Source organism: Phnomibacter ginsenosidimutans (assembly GCF_009740285.1).
GTDB lineage: Bacteria > Bacteroidota > Bacteroidia > Chitinophagales > Chitinophagaceae > Phnomibacter > Phnomibacter ginsenosidimutans.
Genome location: NZ_CP046566.1, coordinates 1,428,604 through 1,450,742 on the forward strand (window position 1 = coordinate 1,428,604; position 22,139 = coordinate 1,450,742).

The 22,139-nt window shown below is 47.5% G+C and carries 24 protein-coding genes; 7 read left to right on the top strand and 17 right to left on the bottom strand.

Features of this window, described 5'->3' with window-relative positions; all coding sequences use genetic code 11:
* Positions 1-82 precede the first annotated feature (82 nt).
* Positions 83-2,347, bottom strand: a complete 2,265-nt coding sequence (locus tag GLV81_RS06070) for an aconitate hydratase (protein ID WP_157477734.1) — start codon at positions 2,345-2,347, stop codon at positions 83-85.
* A gap of 250 nt (positions 2,348-2,597) precedes the next feature.
* Between GLV81_RS06070 and GLV81_RS06075 the strand changes: the two genes are divergently transcribed.
* Positions 2,598-2,831 (top strand): PspC domain-containing protein, encoded by a 234-nt coding sequence (locus GLV81_RS06075; RefSeq protein ID WP_246186279.1) that lies wholly within the window; start codon positions 2,598-2,600, stop codon positions 2,829-2,831.
* A gap of 118 nt (positions 2,832-2,949) precedes the next feature.
* Complete coding sequence (locus GLV81_RS06080; protein WP_157477736.1) at positions 2,950-3,171, top strand: PspC domain-containing protein; 222 nt, start codon at positions 2,950-2,952, stop codon at positions 3,169-3,171.
* A 59-nt stretch (positions 3,172-3,230) separates the two neighbouring features.
* Here the strand turns inward: GLV81_RS06080 and GLV81_RS06085 are convergent, their stop codons facing one another.
* From GLV81_RS06085 to GLV81_RS06100, 4 genes are all read right to left on the bottom strand, one after another.
* Positions 3,231-3,887: a LysM peptidoglycan-binding domain-containing protein gene (locus GLV81_RS06085; RefSeq protein WP_157477738.1), complete on the bottom strand. Its 657-nt coding sequence runs from the start codon at positions 3,885-3,887 to the stop codon at positions 3,231-3,233.
* A 152-nt stretch (positions 3,888-4,039) separates the two neighbouring features.
* Entirely contained in the window at positions 4,040-5,221 is a 1,182-nt protein-coding gene (locus GLV81_RS06090; protein WP_197428982.1) for an OmpA family protein, read from the bottom strand.
* A 155-nt stretch (positions 5,222-5,376) separates the two neighbouring features.
* A complete protein-coding gene (locus GLV81_RS06095; protein WP_157477741.1) occupies positions 5,377-6,558 on the bottom strand; it encodes an acyl-CoA dehydrogenase family protein in 1,182 nt (393 codons plus the stop codon).
* A gap of 268 nt (positions 6,559-6,826) precedes the next feature.
* The gene (locus GLV81_RS06100; RefSeq protein ID WP_157477743.1) at positions 6,827-7,621 is read right to left on the bottom strand and encodes a hypothetical protein; all 795 of its coding nucleotides are present in this window, start codon (positions 7,619-7,621) and stop codon (positions 6,827-6,829) included.
* Positions 7,622-7,852: 231 nt separating this feature from the next.
* On the opposite strand from GLV81_RS06100, the gene GLV81_RS06105 reads away from it, so the two are divergent.
* Genes GLV81_RS06105 through GLV81_RS06120 form a run of 4 tightly spaced genes read left to right on the top strand, consistent with a single transcriptional unit; the run spans position 7,853 to position 12,329 of the window.
* Positions 7,853-9,523 carry a peptidase domain-containing ABC transporter gene (locus GLV81_RS06105; protein WP_157477745.1) on the top strand — a complete coding sequence of 557 codons (1,671 nt, stop codon included), beginning with the start codon at positions 7,853-7,855 and terminating at the stop codon, positions 9,521-9,523.
* A 5-nt stretch (positions 9,524-9,528) separates the two neighbouring features.
* Entirely contained in the window at positions 9,529-10,884 is a 1,356-nt protein-coding gene (locus tag GLV81_RS06110; RefSeq protein WP_157477747.1) for an HlyD family secretion protein, read from the top strand.
* A gap of 37 nt (positions 10,885-10,921) precedes the next feature.
* Complete coding sequence (locus GLV81_RS06115) at positions 10,922-11,557, top strand: TolC family protein (protein WP_197428983.1); 636 nt, start codon at positions 10,922-10,924, stop codon at positions 11,555-11,557.
* Positions 11,517-12,329, top strand: a complete 813-nt coding sequence (locus tag GLV81_RS06120; RefSeq protein ID WP_157477751.1) for a TolC family protein — start codon at positions 11,517-11,519, stop codon at positions 12,327-12,329. Before GLV81_RS06115 ends, GLV81_RS06120 begins: the two co-directional genes overlap by 41 nt.
* On the opposite strand, the gene GLV81_RS06125 is transcribed toward GLV81_RS06120, so the two are convergent.
* The 12 genes from GLV81_RS06125 to GLV81_RS06165 all read right to left on the bottom strand — a co-directional run bounded on the left by GLV81_RS06125 (position 12,326) and on the right by GLV81_RS06165 (position 20,553).
* Complete coding sequence (locus GLV81_RS06125; RefSeq protein WP_157477753.1) at positions 12,326-13,252, bottom strand: transglutaminase family protein; 927 nt, start codon at positions 13,250-13,252, stop codon at positions 12,326-12,328. The genes GLV81_RS06120 and GLV81_RS06125 overlap by 4 nt on opposite strands.
* A 100-nt stretch (positions 13,253-13,352) precedes the next feature.
* Positions 13,353-14,351 carry an alkaline phosphatase family protein gene (locus tag GLV81_RS19290; RefSeq protein ID WP_197428984.1) on the bottom strand — a complete coding sequence of 333 codons (999 nt, stop codon included), beginning with the start codon at positions 14,349-14,351 and terminating at the stop codon, positions 13,353-13,355.
* Positions 14,314-14,727 (bottom strand): alkaline phosphatase family protein, encoded by a 414-nt coding sequence (locus tag GLV81_RS21125; protein WP_197428985.1) that lies wholly within the window; start codon positions 14,725-14,727, stop codon positions 14,314-14,316. The genes GLV81_RS19290 and GLV81_RS21125 overlap by 38 nt, the downstream gene beginning before the upstream one ends.
* Positions 14,681-14,992 carry an alkaline phosphatase family protein gene (locus GLV81_RS19300; protein ID WP_197428986.1) on the bottom strand — a complete coding sequence of 104 codons (312 nt, stop codon included), beginning with the start codon at positions 14,990-14,992 and terminating at the stop codon, positions 14,681-14,683. The genes GLV81_RS21125 and GLV81_RS19300 overlap by 47 nt, the downstream gene beginning before the upstream one ends.
* Positions 14,993-15,073: 81 nt before the next feature.
* Positions 15,074-15,976, bottom strand: coding sequence for a histone deacetylase family protein (locus tag GLV81_RS06135; RefSeq protein ID WP_157477755.1), 903 nt, complete (start codon positions 15,974-15,976; stop codon positions 15,074-15,076).
* A 4-nt stretch (positions 15,977-15,980) separates the two neighbouring features.
* Positions 15,981-16,289, bottom strand: coding sequence for a metallophosphoesterase family protein (locus GLV81_RS20055; RefSeq protein ID WP_246186280.1), 309 nt, complete (start codon positions 16,287-16,289; stop codon positions 15,981-15,983).
* Positions 16,290-16,327: 38 nt separating this feature from the next.
* The gene (locus GLV81_RS20060; protein ID WP_246186281.1) at positions 16,328-16,618 is read right to left on the bottom strand and encodes a metallophosphoesterase family protein; all 291 of its coding nucleotides are present in this window, start codon (positions 16,616-16,618) and stop codon (positions 16,328-16,330) included.
* 54 nt (positions 16,619-16,672) lie between these two features.
* Positions 16,673-17,689 (bottom strand): phytanoyl-CoA dioxygenase family protein, encoded by a 1,017-nt coding sequence (locus tag GLV81_RS06145; RefSeq protein ID WP_157477757.1) that lies wholly within the window; start codon positions 17,687-17,689, stop codon positions 16,673-16,675.
* A gap of 172 nt (positions 17,690-17,861) precedes the next feature.
* Positions 17,862-18,065, bottom strand: coding sequence for a hypothetical protein (locus GLV81_RS06150; RefSeq protein WP_157477759.1), 204 nt, complete (start codon positions 18,063-18,065; stop codon positions 17,862-17,864).
* Between the two features lie 146 nt (positions 18,066-18,211).
* A complete protein-coding gene (locus tag GLV81_RS06155) occupies positions 18,212-19,039 on the bottom strand; it encodes a helicase associated domain-containing protein (RefSeq protein ID WP_281350793.1) in 828 nt (275 codons plus the stop codon).
* Between the two features lie 74 nt (positions 19,040-19,113).
* Positions 19,114-19,755, bottom strand: a complete 642-nt coding sequence (locus tag GLV81_RS06160) for a phospholipase D-like domain-containing protein (RefSeq protein WP_157477763.1) — start codon at positions 19,753-19,755, stop codon at positions 19,114-19,116.
* A 183-nt stretch (positions 19,756-19,938) separates the two neighbouring features.
* A complete protein-coding gene (locus GLV81_RS06165; RefSeq protein WP_157477764.1) occupies positions 19,939-20,553 on the bottom strand; it encodes a hypothetical protein in 615 nt (204 codons plus the stop codon).
* Positions 20,554-20,755: 202 nt separating this feature from the next.
* On the opposite strand from GLV81_RS06165, the gene GLV81_RS06170 reads away from it, so the two are divergent.
* Positions 20,756-22,111, top strand: a complete 1,356-nt coding sequence (locus GLV81_RS06170) for a neutral/alkaline non-lysosomal ceramidase N-terminal domain-containing protein (protein WP_157477766.1) — start codon at positions 20,756-20,758, stop codon at positions 22,109-22,111.
* Positions 22,112-22,139 lie beyond the last annotated feature (28 nt).

The window sequence follows — 22,139 nt, forward strand, 5'->3', positions numbered from 1 at the left end:
TGAAATGCGTATAATAAAAATCCCGCCACCAAAATGGTAGCGGGATTTTATATTGTATCAACTTCCAGTCTTTCTGACTTGTTTACGCACCAAACTGCTTACGGATGATGTTCAGTGCCGCACCGGCCTTGAACCACTCAATCTGCTGCTCGTTGTACGTGTGGTTTACGCTGATTTCATCTTTGCTGCCATCGGCATGGTTCAGTACCAGAGTCAATGGTTTGCCGGGCGCAAATTCAGTGAGGCCAACAATGTCAATGCTGTCGTCTTCCTGAATTTTTTCGTAGTCAGCTTTATCGGCAAAAGTGAGAGCCAGCATACCCTGCTTTTTCAGGTTGGTTTCGTGAATGCGGGCAAAGCTTTTTACCAGCACGGCACGTACACCGAGGTGGCGAGGCTCCATAGCGGCGTGTTCACGAGAAGAACCTTCGCCATAGTTTTCGTCGCCCACTACAATACTGCCAATGCCGGCGGCTTTGTAAGCACGTTGTGTAGCAGGTACCGGGCCGTATTCGCCTGTCAGTTGGTTTTTAATGTTGTCTGTTTTTTCATTGAAGAAGTTGACCGCACCAATCAGCATGTTGTTGCTGATGTTGTCGAGGTGACCGCGGAACTTCAGCCATGGGCCGGCCATACTGATGTGGTCGGTGGTACATTTGCCTTTGGCTTTGATGAGGAGCTTCAGTCCTTTCAGGTCGGTACCTTCCCAAGCTGGGAATGGATCGAGCAGTTGCAAACGCTTGCTGGTGGGTTCTACAATTACGTTTACACCGCTGCCATCTTCGGCAGGTGCCTGATAACCGGCATCTTCCACTGCAAATCCACGTACAGGCAACTCATAGCCACTGGGTGGGTCGAGTTTTACCTGCTCACCTTTTTCGTTGGTGAGGGTATCGGTAATGGGGTTGAAAGTAAGGTCGCCGGCAATCGCCAGGGCTGTTACCAACTCTGGGCTGGCCACAAATGCCATGGTGTTGGGGTTGCCATCGGCACGTTTGGCAAAGTTGCGGTTGAAGCTGTGCACAATGGTGTTGCGCTCCTGCTTTTCGGCACCCATGCGTTCCCACATACCAATGCAGGGACCGCAGGCGTTGGCAAATACCGTAGCACCAATTTGGGCAAACGTATCGAGGAAACCATCTCTTTCGATGGTGTAGCGAACCTGCTCAGAACCGGGGGTAATGGTAAATTCTGCTTTTGTTTTCAAGCCTTTTTCGGCTACCTGCTTGGCCAGGCTTACAGCACGGCTGATGTCTTCGTAAGAAGAGTTGGTACAGCTACCAATCAAACCCACTTCTACTTTGGTAGGCCAGTTGTTGGCGGCCGCTACTTCCTTCATTTTGCTGATAGGCGTAGCCAAATCGGGCGTGAAAGGTCCGTTCAGGTGCGGCTCCAGTTCGCTCAGGTTTATTTCAATTACCTGATCGAAATACTGCTCGGGGTTAGCATACACTTCGGGGTCGGCAGTCAGGTGCTCGGCAATGCCATCCGCCAGTTCGGCTACTGCTTCGCGGCCGGTAGCTTTCAGGTAGCGGCTCATGCTTTCGTCGTAGCCGAAAGTTGAAGTGGTGGCACCAATTTCGGCACCCATGTTACAAATGGTTCCTTTACCGGTACAGCTCATGGCCACGGCACCTTCACCAAAATATTCTACCACAGCACCAGTTCCGCCTTTTACGGTGAGGATACCGGCTACTTTCAAAATCACATCTTTAGGAGCGGTCCAACCGTTGAGCTTGCCTGTCAGTTTTACACCAATGAGCTTAGGCATTTTCAGTTCCCAGGGCAGGCCGGCCATCACGTCGCAGGCATCGGCACCGCCTACACCAATGGCAATCATGCCAAGGCCACCTGCATTTACCGTGTGGCTATCGGTACCAATCATCATACCACCGGGGAATGCGTAGTTTTCCAACACCACCTGGTGAATGATACCGGCGCCGGGCTTCCAGAAGCCAATGCCATATTTATTAGAAACAGAAGCGAGGAAATCGTACACTTCTTTGCTTTCGTTTACCGCACGTTCGAGGTCTACCTTGCTGTTGTCTTTGGCCACAATCAGGTGGTCGCAGTGTACGGTGCTGGGCACGGCTACCTTGGCACGACCGGCCTGCATAAACTGGAGCAGCGCCATTTGGGCGGTGGCATCCTGCATGGCTACACGGTCCGGTGCAAAATCTACGTAGTCTTTGCCACGGGCAAAAGCAGCGGTAGCATCGCCCTGCGTCAGGTGGGCATACAAAATCTTTTCAGTGAGCGTAAGCGGACGGCCAACGGCTTTGCGGGCTGCGGCCACACGACCGGGAAACCGTTCGTACACCGCTTTGATCATGGAGAGATCGAACATAGCGTATTAATTGAAAGTTTGATGATTTACTCTTTTGTAAAAGTGCTGCGAATTTACGAACCGAAGGCATACAGCCCGATACGAAAATCAAGGCTTTGCAAGCTTTTTCAACCTTTTGTGGGTTACATTGTTAATGAGATGCATATTCTATAACATATGGTTGTAAAATGCAGAAAACCTGCATTTTTGCGGCCCCGAACCAACACAATATTTCACTTACCTCACAAAGGCAACTTCAAAACTAACCTCTATGAAAGCGCAAATGGAAAACGTACGCCAAACCATTGAATACAATGTATTCGGGGTTTGTACTTATTTGGGCGAACGCTTCAACATAGCCACTTCCCGCATTCGCCTGTATTTCATTTACCTCTCTTTTCTCACATTTGGCAGCCCGCTGATTATTTATCTGTTTGTGGCATTTTGGATGAATGTGAAGCGCTACATTTTTTACAGCAAGCGAAATCCACTTTGGTATAAGTAAAAGATAGCGGCTGCTCCTCCTTTTGTTCCTTCGGTTTGTTGTACAAACTCAGCGTTAATTATGGGTTTGGTTCAACGCATTTGCACTACCTTGCCCCTACGCAAAAAATCAAAACGATATGAACAAGCTTCGTTCGTTGGTGGAGTACAACCTGTTTGGGGTATGCAGTTATCTGGGTGAAAAATTCAATATCGCCTCTTCCAAAATCCGGTTGTATTTTATTTACCTGTCGTTTCTCACATTTGGCAGTCCGGTCATCTTTTATTTCTTTCTGGTATTTTGGATGAATATGCGGCGCTACATGCAAAACATGAAACGCAATCCGCTGTGGAATGCCTGATACACAACGCAGGTTCGTACAACAAAAGAGCCGCTCCCAACCGGGGCGGCTCTTTTCATTTAGCCAACAAAACGGCCCCAAACTGTATCGGGACGGTTAAATATCTGCGGCCCCGTTTCCTGAATTGAGTCGTTGAAATGTCGATCATTGCCCGAGCTGCAATGAATCACTTTGTCCATTTGACCGTTGCTCACTTTCGATACCAGCCCTACATGGCCAATGGCGCCCCCGGCTCCAAATACTACAATACAGCCCGGCTCCGGGGTATTGATGCGTTCAAAAATGCCGGCGCTGCTGTTGATGTCGGCCACCATACTGTCTGTGTAAATCCAACCACCATGCCGGCCGTAAAACGGAATGTTGGATTTGCGGGAAAGGCCTAAAATCCAACACACAAAACCACTGCAATCGCATTGCTTATTGGCATTGCTGGGCAGGGCCGCATTGGGGTTCATGCCACCGGCGCCGAGCTTGTAGCGTATTCCTTTGTTGATGGCCGTTTTGGCACGGGCTATCAGCTCCGATTGTTTGGTGTTGACAACTTCAATTTCTGGCTCGGGCACGTCTTCTACATTGGGTATGTAAATGAGCTGCCCCACAAAAATTTTGGAAGGATTGGTAATGCTGCTGTTGAACGACAGGAGCAATTCCATCGGCAGGCCATACTGTCGGGCAATTTTAGACAGGGTGTCGCCGGATTTTACTTTGTGGTACATGTGTGCAATGATTTTGATGTGAGTAAATGGAGATTTCGTTTTGGTTAATGTACAACGATGCCATGGGCCATGCAAGCGTAAATACACCTAACACTACAAAAAAAGCCTGCGGCCATTACAGCCACAGGCTACAGTGAGCAACAACAGTTGCATTATTGTTTCACAATTTCTACGCGGCGGTTGGTGGCTCTACCTTCTGGTGTATCGTTGCTGCCAATAGGCTTTGTTTGGCCGTATCCTTTGGCGGTGAGTCTGGCAGCATCAATGCCCATGTCTATCATTTTTTGGCGAACAGCATTGGCACGGGCTTCACTCAGTTGCATGTTGGCTTCAGCGCTACTGCCTGCTTCGGCGCTGGTGTGGCCGGCTATTTCAAATTTGATAGCGGGGTCATCTTTCATCAGCTTTACCAGGTTGTTGATTTCGCCCATGCTTTCGGGTAGCAAAACTGGAGAGGCCCGTTCAAACAAAATGCCCCTGGCGATGTACACATTGTTGGTCGTAATTTGCTTGGCAGGACTTTTGCCACCGGCCAATATGCGGAAGTTTTTAATGAGCACAGGTGCATCATAATCACCATCAATATTGAAGCGCAGCGATGACGGATTGGCAAACTCAATTTGCGCATTCAAGATGCGGTATTGATTGATGTACACTTTAACGCTCTTTTCATTTACGCTGATGGCAATGTGCTTCCAGTCTTTGAGCACGGCGTTTTCTTTATCGGCCCGAAAGTCGTATGGCCACTGGCCTTGCGCCTGATTGAAAGAGGCTTCGGCATTGGCCCAAATTTTAATGGGGTATTGTTCAAACTGGCCACCATCCTGGTTTTTATCCATAGATGCGTTGGATAAAAACAACGTAACTGCACGGCCATATTGCCAGGCATAATTCACATACTTGATATCGAACTCAATGGTAAACCGTTTGGGTAGGTAGCTGGGAAGTTTCATGCGGGGGCGGAGCGTGGTGCCTTGTCTTGCGGCAATCATCATTTCGCCATCGGCATCGGTTATTTCTGCACGGCCCTTGTCGAGTATCCAACGGCTGGGTATTTCGTTGGCTTCTTCATTGCTCAAGTCATCATTAAAAAGCACCGAATCGCCGGGTACAAAATCGTAGGCTGCATAGGCACCCAGGTTGGTGGTTTTGCCATTGCCAGCAGCAGGCATTTCCGCAGTGGGGGTATTGCCGGCTGGCTTATCGCCATTGATGATCTTGTCAGCGGTTTTATCTACTTCTTTTTTCACTTTGTCGCCCAGCTTTTTAATGAGCTGTGCAGGTACGGCCTGTGCCAGTAAAAAACCGGCCACAATGAGCAGTGCTTTTTTCATGGGGTTGAAATTGAAGGGTGGAAAATGGTATCCATTTTTCCTTACAAATAAGCAACAGAAAATGGCCGCAGGGCATCCCCCAAAACAGGGAAATAACCAAAACAAAAAAAAGGCTGCACCAGTGGTACAGCCTCTATGAAACATGAATTGAATGCTTAGTTGAAAGCGTTGAGCCCGGTTACATCCAAACCAGTGATGAGCAGGTGAATGTCGTGGGTGCCTTCGTAAGTGATGACACTTTCGAGGTTCATAATGTGACGCATGATAGGATACTCGCCGGTAATGCCCATGCCGCCCAGCATTTGGCGGGCATCGCTGGCCACCTGCTTGGCTATTTCACAACTGTTGCGCTTGGCCATGCTGATTTGGGCAGGCGTAGCACGGTTTTCATTCATGAGCACACCCAATCGCCATACCAGCAATTGTGCCTTGGTGATTTCGGTAATCATTTCGGCCAGCTTCTTTTGCTGCAATTGGAAACCACCAATGGGTCGGTCGAACTGAATGCGTTCTTTGCTGTAGCGCAGCGCAGTATCGTAGCAATCCATGGCAGCGCCAATGGTGCCCCAGGCGATGCCGTAACGGGCTTTGTTGAGACAGCTCAACGGTCCTTTCATGCCTTGTACATTGGGCAAAATATTTTCTTTCGGCACTTTTACATTATCGAAAACAAGCTCACCAGTAGCACTGGCCCGCAGGCTCCATTTGTTGTGCGTAGTCGGGGTGGTAAAGCCTTCCATGCCACGCTCCACAATGACGCCTCGCACAATGCCCGCTTCATCTTTGGCCCATACCACAGCCACTTGTGCAAAGGGCGCATTGCTGATCCACATTTTGGCACCATTCAAAATCACATGATCGCCGGCATCTTTGATATTGGTAAGCATGCCAGCAGGGTTGCTGCCGTGGTTGGGTTCGGTGAGGCCGAAGCAACCCAGCCATTCGCCACTGGCCAGTTTGGGCAGGTATTTCATGCGCTGTTCTTCGCTGCCAAATGCATGAATAGGATACATGACCAACGAGCCTTGTACAGATGCGGTGCTGCGTACGCCACTGTCGCCACGTTCCAGCTCCTGCATCATCAATCCGTAACTGATATAGTCGAGGCCGCCGCCGCCATATTGCTCAGGAACGGTGGGGCCAAAGCAACCCAGTTCGCCCAGCTGACGCACAATCTGCTGCGGAAATTCTGACCGCTGCGCATACTCTTCAATGATGGGTGAAATTTCTTTTTTTACATAGGTCCGCACGGTGTCGCGGATCATCAGGTGTTCTTCAGTCAGCAGTTCATCCAGCAGGTAATAATCCGGACTTTGAAAGAGGTCTTGCTGCGGCATAATCGTTGTTTTTTATTGAGAGTGGCAAAGGTAAGGGATGCGGGCAGAGGCACGTCACGGAATGAGTGAAGGCATCATAAATAACAGGCAATGGATGGTAACTGTTGGGGAGGGTGTTCTTTCAATGTATAATGTGGAATAAGGAATAAGAAATAAGAAAAAAGGAAGTAGCATTAACCACAAACAATAAACTACAAACCACAAACCCAAAACAACAAACAAGGCACTTCCAAACTTGTAAACCTGCAAACTTACCAACCTCCCAACATCAGTTCCTTCTTCCTTCCAGCGAAGGATTCTGCACACCCAATAGGTAAATTTCTACGCCGGGTGGCAGCAGGCCCTGGTCTTTTTTGTAACACTGCTGGATGTAATAGCCGAGTTCCAGTTCGTTTACAATGGCCAAAAAATCATAAGGTGGGCGGTACTTAAACATGAAGCGTTTTACGGCAGCATCATCTGTCATACCCGTTACTTTTTTTACAAAGCTCCGGTTGAAGCGATAGTCGATGTATTTATCCTGCTCTTCTTGTATGAGGCGGTTTTGCAGGCTCAGCAATTGCCTGTTGCGTCGAAACCGAAACAGGTTGATGATATCATTGGGATCCATACCCACACCGCCATTAGCTACATTAATATTGCGCAGCGGGTTGGGTTTTTGGTAGTTGAAATATTTGGCATAATCCCGACGGTTGGCCAGCGAATCCATCTTGTAGTTTTTGGCATACACCGTTACAGGCGGCAGGTTGTTGGTTTGCACATGCAGGGCCATATTAAACTGCTCTGTGTCTTGAATGGTAGAAACGGGGTATTTGCCGGTGACTTTGTTTTGGTAAGAAAAGAAAACGGAGTCTGTAGCCCGTACCCAGATTTTGTAATGGCCCAAAGTGTCTGTCATGGTGGCCTGGCCGTTGGTAGCCATTACAGTAACCGATTCCATGGGGTTGCGGCGGGTAATATCGTACACGGTACCTTTTACCTGCACCAATGGCTGTTGCCCCAACACCGTTGCCGAAATCAGCAACAATATTGTTTGCAACCATAGTTTTTTGAGCACAGCCATGTGCCGAAGATAAGTTGCGGCCTTTTACGCCAAACAGATGCCATAATTTTAACGAAATGCCATGAGCCACAGGGGGTTGCATAACATATGGTTATATAACCTTAATCATTGGCTAAAAGCATGATGCTCATGGTGATGGGGAAAGCTGACAAATATCTTTGCCGCCTTCCAACCTTTTACCTGTGCAAGGGTTTTATTTGCAAATCACACAAAAAATGAACAAAACTTACTATGGCCATTGATACCCAACAAGCTGTGTTGCAACGTTCCATTTTCCGGCTTTTCCGGATTATCCGGCTGGAGCGTCGCGAAATTTCGGCCATTTATTTCTACGCCATTTTGTTTGGCCTGCTGCAGCTTACGTTGCCACTGGGCATTCAAAGCATCATCAACTTTGTGTTGGCTGGCAGCTTTAGTACGTCCATGATTATCTTGATTGGAGCGGTCGTAACAGGCGTATTATTCACCGGCATATTGCAGGTGAACCAAATGAAGCTGAATGAAAAAATTCAGCAAAACCTTTTTGCACAGTACACGTTCGAATTTGCGCACCGCATTCCCAAGGTAGACATGAAGAGCGTGGATGGCTACTACATGCCCGAACTGGTGAATCGTTTTTTTGATGTGATTTCATTGCAAAAAGGATTGAGCAAATTGTTGCTCGATTTGCCAGTGGCAATGATTCAAATTGTGTTTGGGTTAATCCTGCTTTCTTTTTACAATGCTGTTTTTATCGTATTTGGTTTGCTGCTGTTGGTAATTTTGTTTCTCATTATTCGCTACTCCAGTGCCCGGGGCCTTGCCACCAGCATTGAAGAAAGCGATTACAAATACGGCGTTGCCAGTTGGTTGCAGGAAATAGCAAGGGTGATGAAGTCCATCAAGTTTTCCCGCAATACAGGCATCCACATTACCAAAACCGATGAACTGGTGAGTGGGTATCTCGAAGCCCGTACCAGCCACTTCAAAATATTGTTGCTGCAATACTGGTCACTCATTTTGTTTAAAGTACTCATTACACTGGCCATGCTGGTAGTGGGCGGCTTTTTGCTGATCGATCAGGAATTGAACGTAGGCCAATTTGTGGCGGCAGAAATCGTAATCATCACTGTGTTGGCCAGCATCGAAAAATTCATCATCAGCCTCGATAAAGTGTATGATGTGCTGACCTCGGTAGAAAAGCTGGGCAAAGTGATTGACAAGCCACTCGAAGTATCGGGCAACATGCCATTGGATACGACCGAAGGCATCAGCATTGAAACGAGAGATTTGTCATTTGCCTACAACAAAGACCAGGTGATTTTGAAACATGTGGACATGCGCATACCTGCCGGCAAGCTGGTGTGTATTGCCGGACCGGAAGGTTCAGGCAAAAGCACGTTGCTCAGATTGCTGACAGGTTCGTTTAGTGAGTTCGATGGCAAAATTCTGATCAATGGTTTGCCCATTGGCAACTACAGTCTTGATTCGCTGCGCAATGCCACAGGCATTTACTTTAGCCAGCAAGAAATTTTTGAAGGCACGTTGTGGGAAAATGTATCGCTGGGCAACTGTGCGTACACGCCGCAGGAAATGATTCGCCTCGCAGAAAAAATTGGCTTGGGCAATTTCATTGCGGAGCAACCCAAAGGTTTTGAAACCTACATAGATCCAACAGGACGCAGGCTGAGCAAAACCACCACGCAACGCATTTTGTTTTTGCGGGCTTTGGCGGGTAAACCCAAACTGCTGCTGCTGGAAGAACCTTGGGAGGGCATGGATGACAGTTCCAAAATTTCCATGATTCGTTTCTTGCAACAAGACCTTAGAGATTGTACCATCGTAGTAGCTGCATCGGACCCTGAATTGATGCATACTGCCGACATCGTTTATAATATTCAACCGGTAAATCCTCAATTGTAAAAGTTATGCGCATTGAACACGTAACAGGCACCATTGGCGAAAGGCTTCCGGTAGATGTGAAGGCCCTGGATTTGGTGTATGAAAAAGACCGCAAACGCTACATGCAAAAATGGGTGTGGGTGTTGCTGGCCGTCATAGTGGTGTTTTTGTTTTTGCCCTGGACGCAAAATATCCGTTCTACAGGTTTTGTAACCACGGTCAATCAAGACGACAGACCACAAGAACTCAATAGCCAGATTCCCGGCAAAATCATTAAGTGGTATGTAAAAGAAGGCGACTTTGTACAAGCCGGCGACACTATTGTACAGCTGGGTGAAATCAAAGACGATTACCTCGATCCGAATTTGATTCCGAAAACGCAGGAGCAAATTGCTCAAAACGAAAACAAGGCCCGCTTTTACGAAGGCAAGGCCGCTACCTCGCAGCAGCAAATGCAGTACCTGCTGGAGCAACGGGATTTGAAAATGGCTTCGCTGGATAACAAACGCATTCAGATAGAACGCAAGATTCAGGCAAAGCAGCTGGAAGTGCAAGCGGCGAAAGTAGATGAGCAGCAAGCCAGAGAACAGCTCGAACGTGCCAAAACCATGCTGGAAAAAGAAGCCATCAGCAAGTTCGATTTTGAAAGACGCAATGCCACTTTTCAAAAAGCGTTGGCGGCGGTTACCGATAAGCAAAATGAACTCGATAACCTGCGGCAAGATTTATTGATTAACAAACTCGACATCAGTAACGCTACACAGGAGTATGCAGAAAAAATAGCCAAGGCACAAGGTGATCAGTTTGCCAGCAGTGGTGCGGTGGCAGAAGCCAAAGAAAAAGTGGCTTCGCTCAGCATCAAAAAGCAAAACATTGAGCAGCGTTCCGGTTATTACTTTTTGGTGGCGCCACAAAGCGGACAGGTCATCAAAGCCATGAAAGCAGGTATCAATGAGATTGTAAAAGAAGGCGAGAAGATTGTAGAGATAGTACCGCAGGATATTGATTATGCTGTTGAATTGTTTGTGAGCCCCATGGATTTGCCACTGGTTGACATAGGTCAGAAAGTCCGTTTTATGTTCGATGGTTTTCCGGCCATTGTATTTAGCGGATGGCCTGCTGCCAGCTATGGTACTTATGGCGGTAAAGTGATTGCGGTAGAAAGCAACCGCAGCATCAACGGTAAGTTTCGCATACTGGTAGCCGAAGACAGTACCGACCGCCACTGGCCGCCGGGCTTGCGGTTGGGCTCTGGTGCATCGGGGTTTGCTTTGCTGAAAGATGTGCCCGTTTGGTACGAGTTGTGGCGAAACATCAACGGCTTCCCGCCAGAATTTTACAAGCTGGATAAGCCCGCTGCCAAAGGCGATAAAAAAGAATAACGAATACAGATTGGTGAATTACGCACAAGCACACTGCATGAAAAGATTTGGTTGGATATTGGCTGTATGCATCAGCATGGTTGCACCAGTGGCAGCGCAAGATTCGCTGGCCATACTGGGGCCTGTGCAATACCTCGATTTAGTGCGGCAATATCACCCCGTGGTAAAGCAGGCCGGCCTGATGGTAAACAACGCCGAAGCGCAGCTATTGGCCAGCCGCGGCCTCTTTGATCCGGCGGTTTATTTTACCAACGATCAGAAAACCTTTGATGGTAAAAACTATTACAACTACAACCACACCACACTGAAAGTGCCCACCTGGATGGGCATTGAGCTGATGGCGGGATTGGAAAATAACGGTGGCGAATTTACGAACCGTGAAGTATCGCTGGGGCAAACGAGCTATGCGGGCATCAGCATACCGCTGGCTAAAAACCTGCTGATGGACCGCCGCAGAGCGGGCCTGGCGCAAGCCAAATTGTTTGTGCAGCAAAGCAAGGCCGAACAATTGCTCATGGTGAACGATGTACTTTTTGAAGCCATGGAAGCTTATTGGTATTGGGTAGCGCAATATCAGGTGTACCGCATTTTGACCAACGCTTGTTACTATCAATACCAAACGCTACGAAACATTGCGCATTACCGTGGAGCAAGGCGACAGGCCCGGCATTGATAGTACTGAAGCATTGACACAACTGCTGACGTTTCAGGCAGCACAGGCCAATGCTTACAACGAATTTTTGAAAGCCGGTTTTGAACTCAGCAATTACCTGTGGACGCAGGACATGCAACCGGCCGTGTTGCCAGCATCAGTTGTACCTGCGGTAAATACTGATGAAACCGATCCGTACAAAATGCAATTCAAACCGCTGAATGAATTGCTGGATGTGGCTGGTACGAACCATCCCAAACTGCAAACCTTTCAGTTTAAACTGGATGCATTGGAAATAGAACGGCAGTTGAAATTGCAGAGCTTGTTGCCAGCGGTAAATTTGAAGTATAACATCTTATCGAAAGGCTATCAGGTGTGGGATAGTTTTGATGCGGCCACTTTGCAAAACAATTACAAGTTTGGTTTGGAAGTGGGCATCCCATTGTTTCTGCGGCAGGGCAGGGGCGATTACCGTTCGGCAAAACTGAAAATACAAGCAACAGAAGTAGACCGCAGTGCTACGCAATTGGGCATTGCCAACAAGGTAAAACAGTACTACAACGAAATGCTGAACCTGCTGCAACAACTGCGTTTGCAGGAGCAGGCCTTACAGGCGTATCAAAAAGTGTTTGAGGTAGAACTCATGAAATTTGAGTTGGGCGAAAGCACCCTGTTTTTACTCAACAGCCGAGAAAACAAAGTGCTGGAAAGCCGCCAGAAAGTGGCCGAATTAAAAGCGAAATACTTCAAGAGTTTGTATGCGGTAGAATGGGCCGCCGGTATCCTGCGTTAATCTTCTTCCTCCACATCGCTGCGCTGTTGGGCAGCAGCATCTGCTTGTGCAGCAATGGCTGCCAGTGCCAGCAGCTCCTTGCGTTTGTAACCTTCTGCTTCATTGTCGAAGCAATTGGCAAACTGTTCCAGCAACAGTTGAATAATCTGCCGGTTGCTGCGGGGTTTAAAATACGAAGCTGTAGATGTAACGCCGATGCGTTTGAAGTACAGCTCAATGTCTTTTAGCTGAAAGCCAATGCCACTGTTGGGGTCGATGTAGAACTTAATGGTATCGGCAGGATGGGTGAGTTCAAAATCATTTTCAAACAATACCTGGTGCGAAAACCAGCCCAGCACAAATTGGCGGGGGATATTGATGGCCCGAACGGGCAAATCGAGTTGCTCTGCGAGTATGAGGTATAAAATGCCATTGGTAATGGAATTGCCCTTTTTGCTTTCCACTACTTTGTGAATCATGTAATCGTTGGGCTGCGTGTACACCAGTTCGCCGCCTTTCATTTTGTAAAAATTGTAGAGAATGCTCTCCACAATTTTGATTTGTTCCAGCGGGGTAAGGTAGCTGTTCATTTCCAGCCAGATGTTGCGGCGCATCCGTTCAATTTCCTGAATGGTTTGCACACTTTGCAACTCGGGGTATTGATATTTGGCTACCAAAAAAGCGCCATAGAGCAAATCGCTTTCGCCATTGGCCCAGTTGGTAAACTCTTGTGCCAGGTTGCTGTAATGAATGCGGTGAATGATAAGTTCAATCCGCTCCTGCAATGCATCGTCCGGCGATTGCTCCCAATACGTTTCCAGATTCGGAATCACACTTTGCCCGTAGCTGAGCAGCTTTTCTTCTACCGATACCAATACTTCCGTATCCGTATCATCCAGCAGTTGGAGCAGCGCATTTATTTCACGTTCACGGGCAGAATACATACTGTCGCAGGTTGGTAAGCGTTTGGCAGTTTAAAATTGCCCGCCAGCCAGCGGCAGTCCAAATCTGTTTTTACACATGGGCTGCATTTAGCCCGAATGCTTATTTGGGTTGCAGCATTTCTACAATGGGTTCGCCAATGCAGCCGCTCGGCATTTGTATTTGCAGCATGGCCGCTACGGTAGCGCTGATGTCGGTCATGTGCGTGGTGCGGTTGGTGCGGCCCGGCGTTACGCCCCAGCCCATAAATACGCAAGGGATATGGGCATCGTATGGATTCCAGCTGCCGTGTGTAGTACCTGTAGCACCACCATAAAAGAAGCCGGCTTTCAACACCACTTCAATATCGCCACTCAGCTTGGGGTTGTACACGTTGGCAAAACGTTCTTTCATTTGGGCAGGCATCACCGCTTCATCCATTTCTGTAAATGAAAAGGCGTTGAGTACATGCGGCAATTTTTTCAACTCGGCAATAATGAAGTTGCTGATTTCTTCAGCATCTTTTCCTGCAGAATCGATGCGGTTGTGGTTGAGGTAAATTTGGTAATTGCTGAAATTGCGGATGGCCCCGTTAATGCCAAATTTTTCTGCCACTTTCTTGTTGATGTCAACCGTGTTGCTCGACAAAGTCTTTACATCAATTTTATGCTTCGCCAAAAAGGCAGGCACATGAGCCACACCATGATCGGCTGTAATAAAGAAGGTATAATTGCCGGCACCTACTTCTTTATCTAAAAAGGCGAAGAAGGCAGCCAGTTCACGGTCGAGTCGCAGGTAAGTATCTTCAATTTCTACAGAGTTAGGACCGTATTGGTGGCCTACATAATCGGGGCTCGATAGGCTTACGGCCAGCAAATCAGTAATGTCATCCTTGCCCAACTGTTCTGCTTTCAATGCTGTTTTGGCAAATTCCAATGTGAGGGTATTGCCATAAGGTGTACCCCGAACGGCGCCATAGTTTTTACCTATATGCTGACGCAGGCTGTGCGGAAAAACCGGTGCAGCTTCACCCGCATTTTTGCCTTCGTAAGGCACGTTGTCGTCGTCGCTGAGTTTGTAGGTGTCAATGGGGTACAGCGTTTTCCAATCGTTGCTGTACAAGCTTGTCTACCAGTTTCTTGTTGTTGAACTGTTGCACCCAATCAGGCAGGGTATTCATGTAGTAAGTACTGCTGACAAAAGCACCGTTGGCACCTTCGTACCAATAAGCAGTACCGGTGTGGCCTGCAGGCAAAATAGCACCGCGGTCTTTGATGGCCACGCCTACCACTTTCGATTGAAAATTGGTCGCCAAGCGCAGCTCATCGCTGATGGTGGTAACCCACAAATTCCGGGGCGACATGGGCTCCGATTTTTCTACGCCGCCTACAATTTTCACATTGTCATCTTCCACGCAATACACTTCCTTGCCTGTCTGCGGATCGAACCATTCATTGCTCACAATGCCGTTGATGGCAGGCACCGAACCGGTGTACACACTGGCGTGGCCCGCAGCTTGTTACAGTAAGTGCATAAGGAATCATGGTGTTTTCAGCAGAAAAGCCTTGCTGCAACAAACGCTTAAAACCACCATCGCCGTAGCGGTTGGCGTAGCGGTACAAAAAGTCCCAACGCATTTGGTCTACCACCATGCCTACTACCAGCTTGGGCTTTTTGGGAGCCGTTGCTTTTTTGGGCGCTTGTGCTATGCCGGCCAGTGCCAGCAGCGATACCAATGCAAAAAGGGAAAAACGTTTCGTCATGACCTTGCTGTTTTAAGAAGGGCAAATGTACAGCCCCACAACAGCCGCCAATTGATAAATTTTTATGAACAAACGGCGCCGCTATCCAAACAAATCGATGGCCGTGCGGAAGGTGTTGCAATGTGCTTCTACAATGTGTTTGATATCGGGGCTATAGCCGCCACCCATGGCAATGCAACAGGGAATGCCTTGCTGCTTGCAGGCCTGCAACACAATGGTATCCCGCTGTTGGCAGCCGGCCATGCTCAGGTTGAGCTTGCCAAATTTGTCGGTGCTTAGTACATCTACACCGCTCAGGTAAAAAATAAAGTCGGGTTGTAGGCGGTGCAGCAATGCTTGCAAATGTTGCTGCAACAGTTGCAGGTAATCATCATCACCAATGCCATCGGGCAGGGGCACATCCAAATCGCTTTGTTCTTTGATAAAAGGATAGTTGTGACTGCCGTGCATGCTAAATGTAAACACCCGTGGCTCTTGTGCAAAAATGCTGGCGGTGCCATTGCCTTGGTGTACATCCGGATCTACAATGAGTATTTGTTTTGCCAGTTGGTGATGCAGTAAATAATTGGCTGCAATGGCCATATCGTTGAGCAGGCAAAAGCCTTCGCCACGGTTGGCAAATGCATGGTGGGTGCCACCGGCTACATTGAGCGCCACGCCATGCTGCATGGCCAGCAACGCACAATCAATGGTGCCTTGTGCAATCATGATTTCCCGCTGCACCAGCTGCGCCGACAGCGGAAAACCAATGCGACGGATATGCGATGGCGTAAGGGCCAGCTGCTCCAGGTCGTGCCAGTAGCCGGCATCATGCGTCAGCAAAATGATGTCTTCGGTGCAAGCTGCCGGCGAAAATATTTGTGCCGGCGAAATGCTGCCTTCGTGCAGCAGCTGCGCCGGTATGAGCTCATACTTAAGCATGGGAAACCGGTGCCCCTCGGGCAGCGGATGCGCATAAATGGGATCGTAAGCAATGTGTACCATGGCACTACAAGGGAATAACTTGCTGGTTGGCAATGGCAAAAACAACGTCTTGCTTTTTTGGTTGAATGGGATGGGTGCCGGTAAACACACCAAAGGCGGGCAAAATGCATTGCTGAGGCGCAAAATAAAAACAAGGCACCCGCAGGCTTTGTCTTCCTGTACCCATCAGCCGAATGCCCGGATGAATGTGGCCGCAGATGATGGGTAGCTCTTGTTGTCCGTCTGCTGGTTCGTGCACAAATCGGAGTCCGTTTTCCTGCCACTCGTTGCAGCAGTCGATGTTGGTTTGGGTGTACCAGTCTTGGGGCAGCACATCGTGGTTGCCTTTTACCAGCAGTATGTGCAGCTGCGCTACATCTTGCCGCCAGCGGGCAAACCATTCATGTTCTTTGTTGGCATGGCTGTGAAAAAATCGCCCACTACCAGCAGCCGCTGCGGCTTGAAATGTTGCAGCAGGGCAAACAACCGCATCAGGTCTTGCTTCAGTACTTCTTGCGGCACGGCAATGCCATGCTTGCGAAAATGGCCGCTTTTGCCCAGGTGCAAATCGCTGGCAATGAGGGTTTGGGTGTCTTCCCAAAACATCACTTTATCGCCATGCAGCCAAAAGCGTTGATTGTGCCAAATCTGTTGCCTTACCATCGGGGCGCAAAGAAACGGAATTGGAAATGAGGAATGCGAAGTGAGAACGGATTATCAAATCCATTCGCTGTGTACTTTTTGCAAGGGCGAATACCAGTTGATATATTGTACCAACCGTGGAAGGTTGGCTGTATTCGGACTGCTGCTGTGCGGCAACAAATGATTCCAGATGATGCAATCACCGGCGTTGGCCGCAATCGGCTTCTTTTCGAAAGCGGATAAATCGGCTGTTCGTGGGTGGCAATTGTTGGGCAAATTGGTCAACCAGTTTGCAATGATGTGGTGAAAAGAAGGAACCACCGTCAACGCTCCTTGGTGAGCGGCGGTATCGGTTAAATACAAAATGCCTTGTGTGCCAAAGGGAATTGGTTGCGCCAAACTTACATCCCAGTGCAGGCCAATGCCGCGATAACGAAAGCTGCCTGTTTCAGGAGGATTAAAGCCACATTTATCTGTGGTAACTACGAGCCCTTTTTGGCCCCATAGTTGCTCAAATGCTTTTCTGATTTTGGGCGCATTCCTGTTTTTATCGATGGCAGGATGCCGGTATAGCGGTACCATAATGCCTTGCACTGTATCGGCATTGTGGTACCACGTGTCGCTGTCGTTTTCATCCATGTTCAGATACTCCCAAATAGCCTGCCGGGCGGCGGCACAATCTGCTTGCGGAATGGCATTCCGCACAATCACGTAGCCGTATGTATGCCAAAATTGTATGTCCGCTACTGTGAGCACTTCTTGTTCGTCATCACTTGTAGCATAACTGTTGCCGTTTACCAATTGATTGCATTGCTGAATTTTCTCGGGGTTGATGCTGCCGCCCGATTGTTGTAGCACCCATTGCTCAAAGGCTTCAAAGCTGGGGCGATGGCTGTATAAAAATTGGTAGGTAGGCAAGAGGCCCAAACCCAGCAGGTCAATCAGTGAACTGTCCAGCTCTTGCTCCTGCGCATATTGCGGATTGGTTTGCAGGCCAAGCAGGACTTTGCCCCACAATCTTTTCAAATGGTAAATGCCGGTGCTGCCGGTGTCCAAACGATCGGCTACTGCAATGGGGGAAGTTTCTTTCATGTGGAGGGGGTGGGTACAATGCCTGCAAATAAACAATCAAAAAATCTTGTGGCGGCAGAAGTGTGTTTACTGCTGCAAGTGTGCTGCGAAGCAGGTCGTTGGTGCCAGTGTCAGTTGCCCATTGTATCGGGCATTACTGCCAGCATGCCAGCACCTATAAAAGAGAAGAAAATCACAATGCTATTGGCTGGCCGTTGATGGTCACACGGTTTTCTGAAATCTCCAGCAACTGTGGTTGATTGGTTGTGGATACCTTTTCTAACAGCGGTTTGTAGAGCTGGGTTAGAAAAACCTGCGGCGAAGGATACAAGTGATGAATTTCCGGATGATTGTCGTAGTACGCTTTGGTTAAAGGTACTCCTTGATAGGTGGTCACAACGCTGATAGTTGGGTACATTATCTGTAAAGTTTAGGTAGTGGTTTTTCGTTTTCCATCCGGACACAGTCCGGCGGGATTGTAAAGTCACAAGTGGCCCGCTGGTGCGGAACACTTGCGCCAGAGGGCTTTGTGCTTGGGTCTGTCTACACAGGAAAGCCTGCTTCCTTAAGTTCATTTAACTCATGTTCCGTGAATTTACCTTTTATTCTATTCATTTGTCGTGGACTTTCTCTTTTACGTTTTACCCAATGGTGTAATTTGATTGGCTCTCCATTTGTCAAAGTGATAGGAAACCATCGGCCTTCACTTTTTCTGTATGCTTTCCATTCAGCAGTTCTATCAACAGTGCCAGGATGCATCTTTCCCCAAACTGGCTTTTCGTGAAAATGAAATTCCCAAGCAAATTCAATGTCCTTAATTGTCTTATCGTCTAGCTTCTCCTTTTTTTTGATGTGCTTGAAAAATCTTGTTCTCCAATCCAATTTATTTGGATTTTCAGCTTTATACAAATCTTCAATTAATCTTGCTATTACGTTTTCAACTGTTCTACTTGTATTAGCATAATCAAAACCTGTTTCTTCAATTCTTTTTCTTATGTCAAGTTTCTTGCCTTTTTTGTTTGCTTGTGAAATTCCAATTAACCAAGTCCCAAGCTTTTTGCCTTTGTAAGTGTATGATTGATTTTGTACTATTTTTTCGTTGTTAGCTATTGCGTCTTTCAACAGTTCAAGCCATTCTTGTACTATTAATTCTTCCCTTAATTTGTGGCCGTCTCCAAAATAAAATCCGACTGCTGTTAATTTGTCAATATGTTCTTGTGGCATTTTCAGTTCTGGATGCTTGTACAGGAGTTTTTGCTTAATGTACCAAGCATGTAAAACATGGTCTGCGTAATCTCTTTTAACTGTAAATGTTCCAAACTCTTCCTTGTATGCTTTAAGCCGTTCAAACATGTAGTCCCATTTTTGCAAATAGGCATCAGTAATCGTCAGGACATGGTTCTTATATTTCTTTCGGGGTTTGTTATCTGTAATTTCAAGGTTTCCTAATTCCCCAATTTCAGGTAGCTTAACTTTTTTGTTTCTTTTCCGTTCGGATTAACAGTATAGTTTACTTGATACTCAAAATTTTCAGTCGGTATTAAGCCATCTGCAAATAGTTTGTCAATATGTGCTTGTGTTACAAATTCAAGGTTAGGGTCAGAAAAATCAAGGAGAGGAGAAAAATAATCTTTGAGTTGATTTAAAACTTTCATTCCAGCACTGTCTTGATTACTGAAATCAAGTAATAATGAACATTCTACATTGTAGAATAAACCTGTCTTGGTTAAATTGGAAGAGCCAGTAATAATTCTATTCTTAGCCCCTTCAAATAGGTAAACCTTTGGGTGATAAATAAAAATGTCAGAGTTGTAGATATAGGTTGAAACTCCTAATTCAAGCAATAGTTCTAATGCTTCTTTTGATGTTATAAACTCGTTGCGTCCTACGAAGAATGTAATTTTCCGATTTTCAGAAATTGCTTGCTGAATAAAAGGTTTTAACTCTAAAATACCTGGCTTGCGAATGAAAGCTACAAAAACTGTTATGTCCGTGAAAACAGGATTTTTAATAGACGAGCAAATGTAGTTGCCACAAGTTTCATTGTCGTCCTCATGAATACCGTGTCCTATAAATTCAACTATCATTGTCTGTTAGTAGGGGGCGTTTAGAATAACGTACAACGTAAAGGGCTTGCTGCTGTGGCGGCATTCATTGAACGTCTGCCCGTAACCGCTGCACCGTTTTATTTAATTGTTGAAGATAAGACTTAAAAGCCTGGCTTTATTTGTCATGCTGAAACTGCTGTTGATGATTGCAAATAGCCGAAGTTACAGCTGTCGCCCCGCCATAGCGGCAAACCCATTGTTGTGCGAATTCATGGTACTCCTAATAGATTCGATTTTACTCGAGATTGTCGAAGCGAAGCCATATGCGTTCCAGCTAAAATAATCGGTTAACTCATAGTCCTTTCTCTTGTATGAATTGTCGGCTCCTTTAGTAACGACAACAAGAAAATTTCTTTTGTTTCTGCCAATTGGTTTTGTCAAGATTGCTGTCAGAGTAATGTCCGTCCAAGAAATTAACTGTTCATCGTCAAATCGAATCCCAGTGCCGTTTAGACTTATTTTTCTGTCGGACTTTTGCATTGTCCTCCAATAAATTGTCAAATGAATTACTAGTCCCGCAATGCATAGCAAAAGCACAGCCGACAAAATTTTAATCATGCCCATTAAAACTAGCCCGACAAACGGCCACAACAGAATAATACCAAAGAAACCTTTCACTGGCCTTGGATGAAACTCGAAGTCAGTTACATCATCTGTTCTTTTAAGCCCTGGAAAATTGTTGGTCTGTTCTAGAATAAAAGATGGTCCCAAAAACTTTTCAATTTTAGATTCTTTTAATTCTTCTTGTTCCTTAAGCCATTTGTAAGATTCATTCAAGGATAGTATCGTTTTAGTTTCGCACAACTCAAAAATAGACGACACTCGCCACATTTTCTACATTGATAATCAATCTTTTTTTTTAAGTCAATCCACATTGTCTGTATTGTTCAAACCGATTGAATGTTCGTTGATAATAATCATGATGTGCAGGCTTGATACTTCTTTCTTGCCCTAACTTCATCCTTCCCAATTCCACCCCATGCGTCGTTTCTTTAACATACTGTTTCGGGTCGTTATCACGGTGTTGGTATTGCTGCTGCTGGCGGTGCCCTTTGTGGTGCGGCGGGTAGATCGTACGCCGTACGCCCAAACCGATTGGTACCGGCACATGATGCAGCGCCTCGATAGCCTGGCGGCTACGCATCCGCCGCCCGTAGCCGATACCGTGCTGCGGGTGGGCTATGCCAAGGTAAACATTACGCCCAACCATGCCGTACCTACGGCGGGCTATGGCAAGCGGGAGGGCAGGCCCGTGCTGCAGGTGCACGATAGCTTGTTTGTACGCACACTGTGGTTGCAGCAGGGCAATACCAAGGCCGCCATCGTGAGTGCCGACTTGCTCATTATTCCTCCTGAGGTGACGCAACAGGTGAAGGCACGGTTGTCCGCCGCCGGTATTGAGTGGAACAATGTATTCATCGGTGCCACGCATACGCACAACAGCATGGGTGGCTGGGGTAAAAACTATATTGGTGAGTTGTTTGCAGGTACGTACAATCAGGAGTTGGTGAACAATCTGGCGGCGCAAATTATTCAGAGCATGGCACTGGCAGCCAGGCATGCCACTGGGGCACAGTTGGTATACGAAGAACGGCAGGCACCCCAACTGGTGCGCAACCGGGTGCTGGGCGATTCGGCGCCAGAGTACCATGTGTTGCATTCGCTGCATGCCTTGTTGCATAGTGGCGAGACCGTGTCACTACACAGTTTTGCGGCCCATGCCACCACCTTGAGTGATTCGGTGATGCAGCTCAGCCGCGATTATCCCGGTGCTTTGCTGGCACAGCTGGAGCAACAGCAACGTTTTGCCATGTACATGGCAGGTGCGGTGGGCAGCATGGGGCCGGTGGAGCCCGATGGCAGCGATTGGCAACAACTTTCATACATGGCCAATGGTTTGGCCGATACATTGCAGCATGGTGCTTTCAAAAAGTCGGTTCCACTCGGCGATGTGCTGTGGCCGGTAACACTGCCGCTAGAGCTACGGGAGCCGCAGTGGCGGTTCACGCAAAACTGGTGTTTCAGGCATTGGTTGTGGAGCCGCTTGTATGGCGATTATCCGGCTGAAGTTAAAGCGCTGAAAATAGGCGACCTCTTACTGGTGGGCATGCCCTGCGATTTTGGTGGCGAACTGATGGCGCCGCTGCAAGCCTATGCACAGCAAAATGGCAAGCACCTGATGGTGACCAGTTTCAACGGTGGTTATTGCGGCTACATTACCCCCGACAACCGCTACGATGCCGAAGGCTACGAAACAAGGGTGATGAACTGGTTTGGCCCGGGCAATGGGGCGTATTTCAGCGAAGTAATTCGCCGTTTGTTGGACATTATGTAAACAGCACGTACACAGATTGCTGACAATA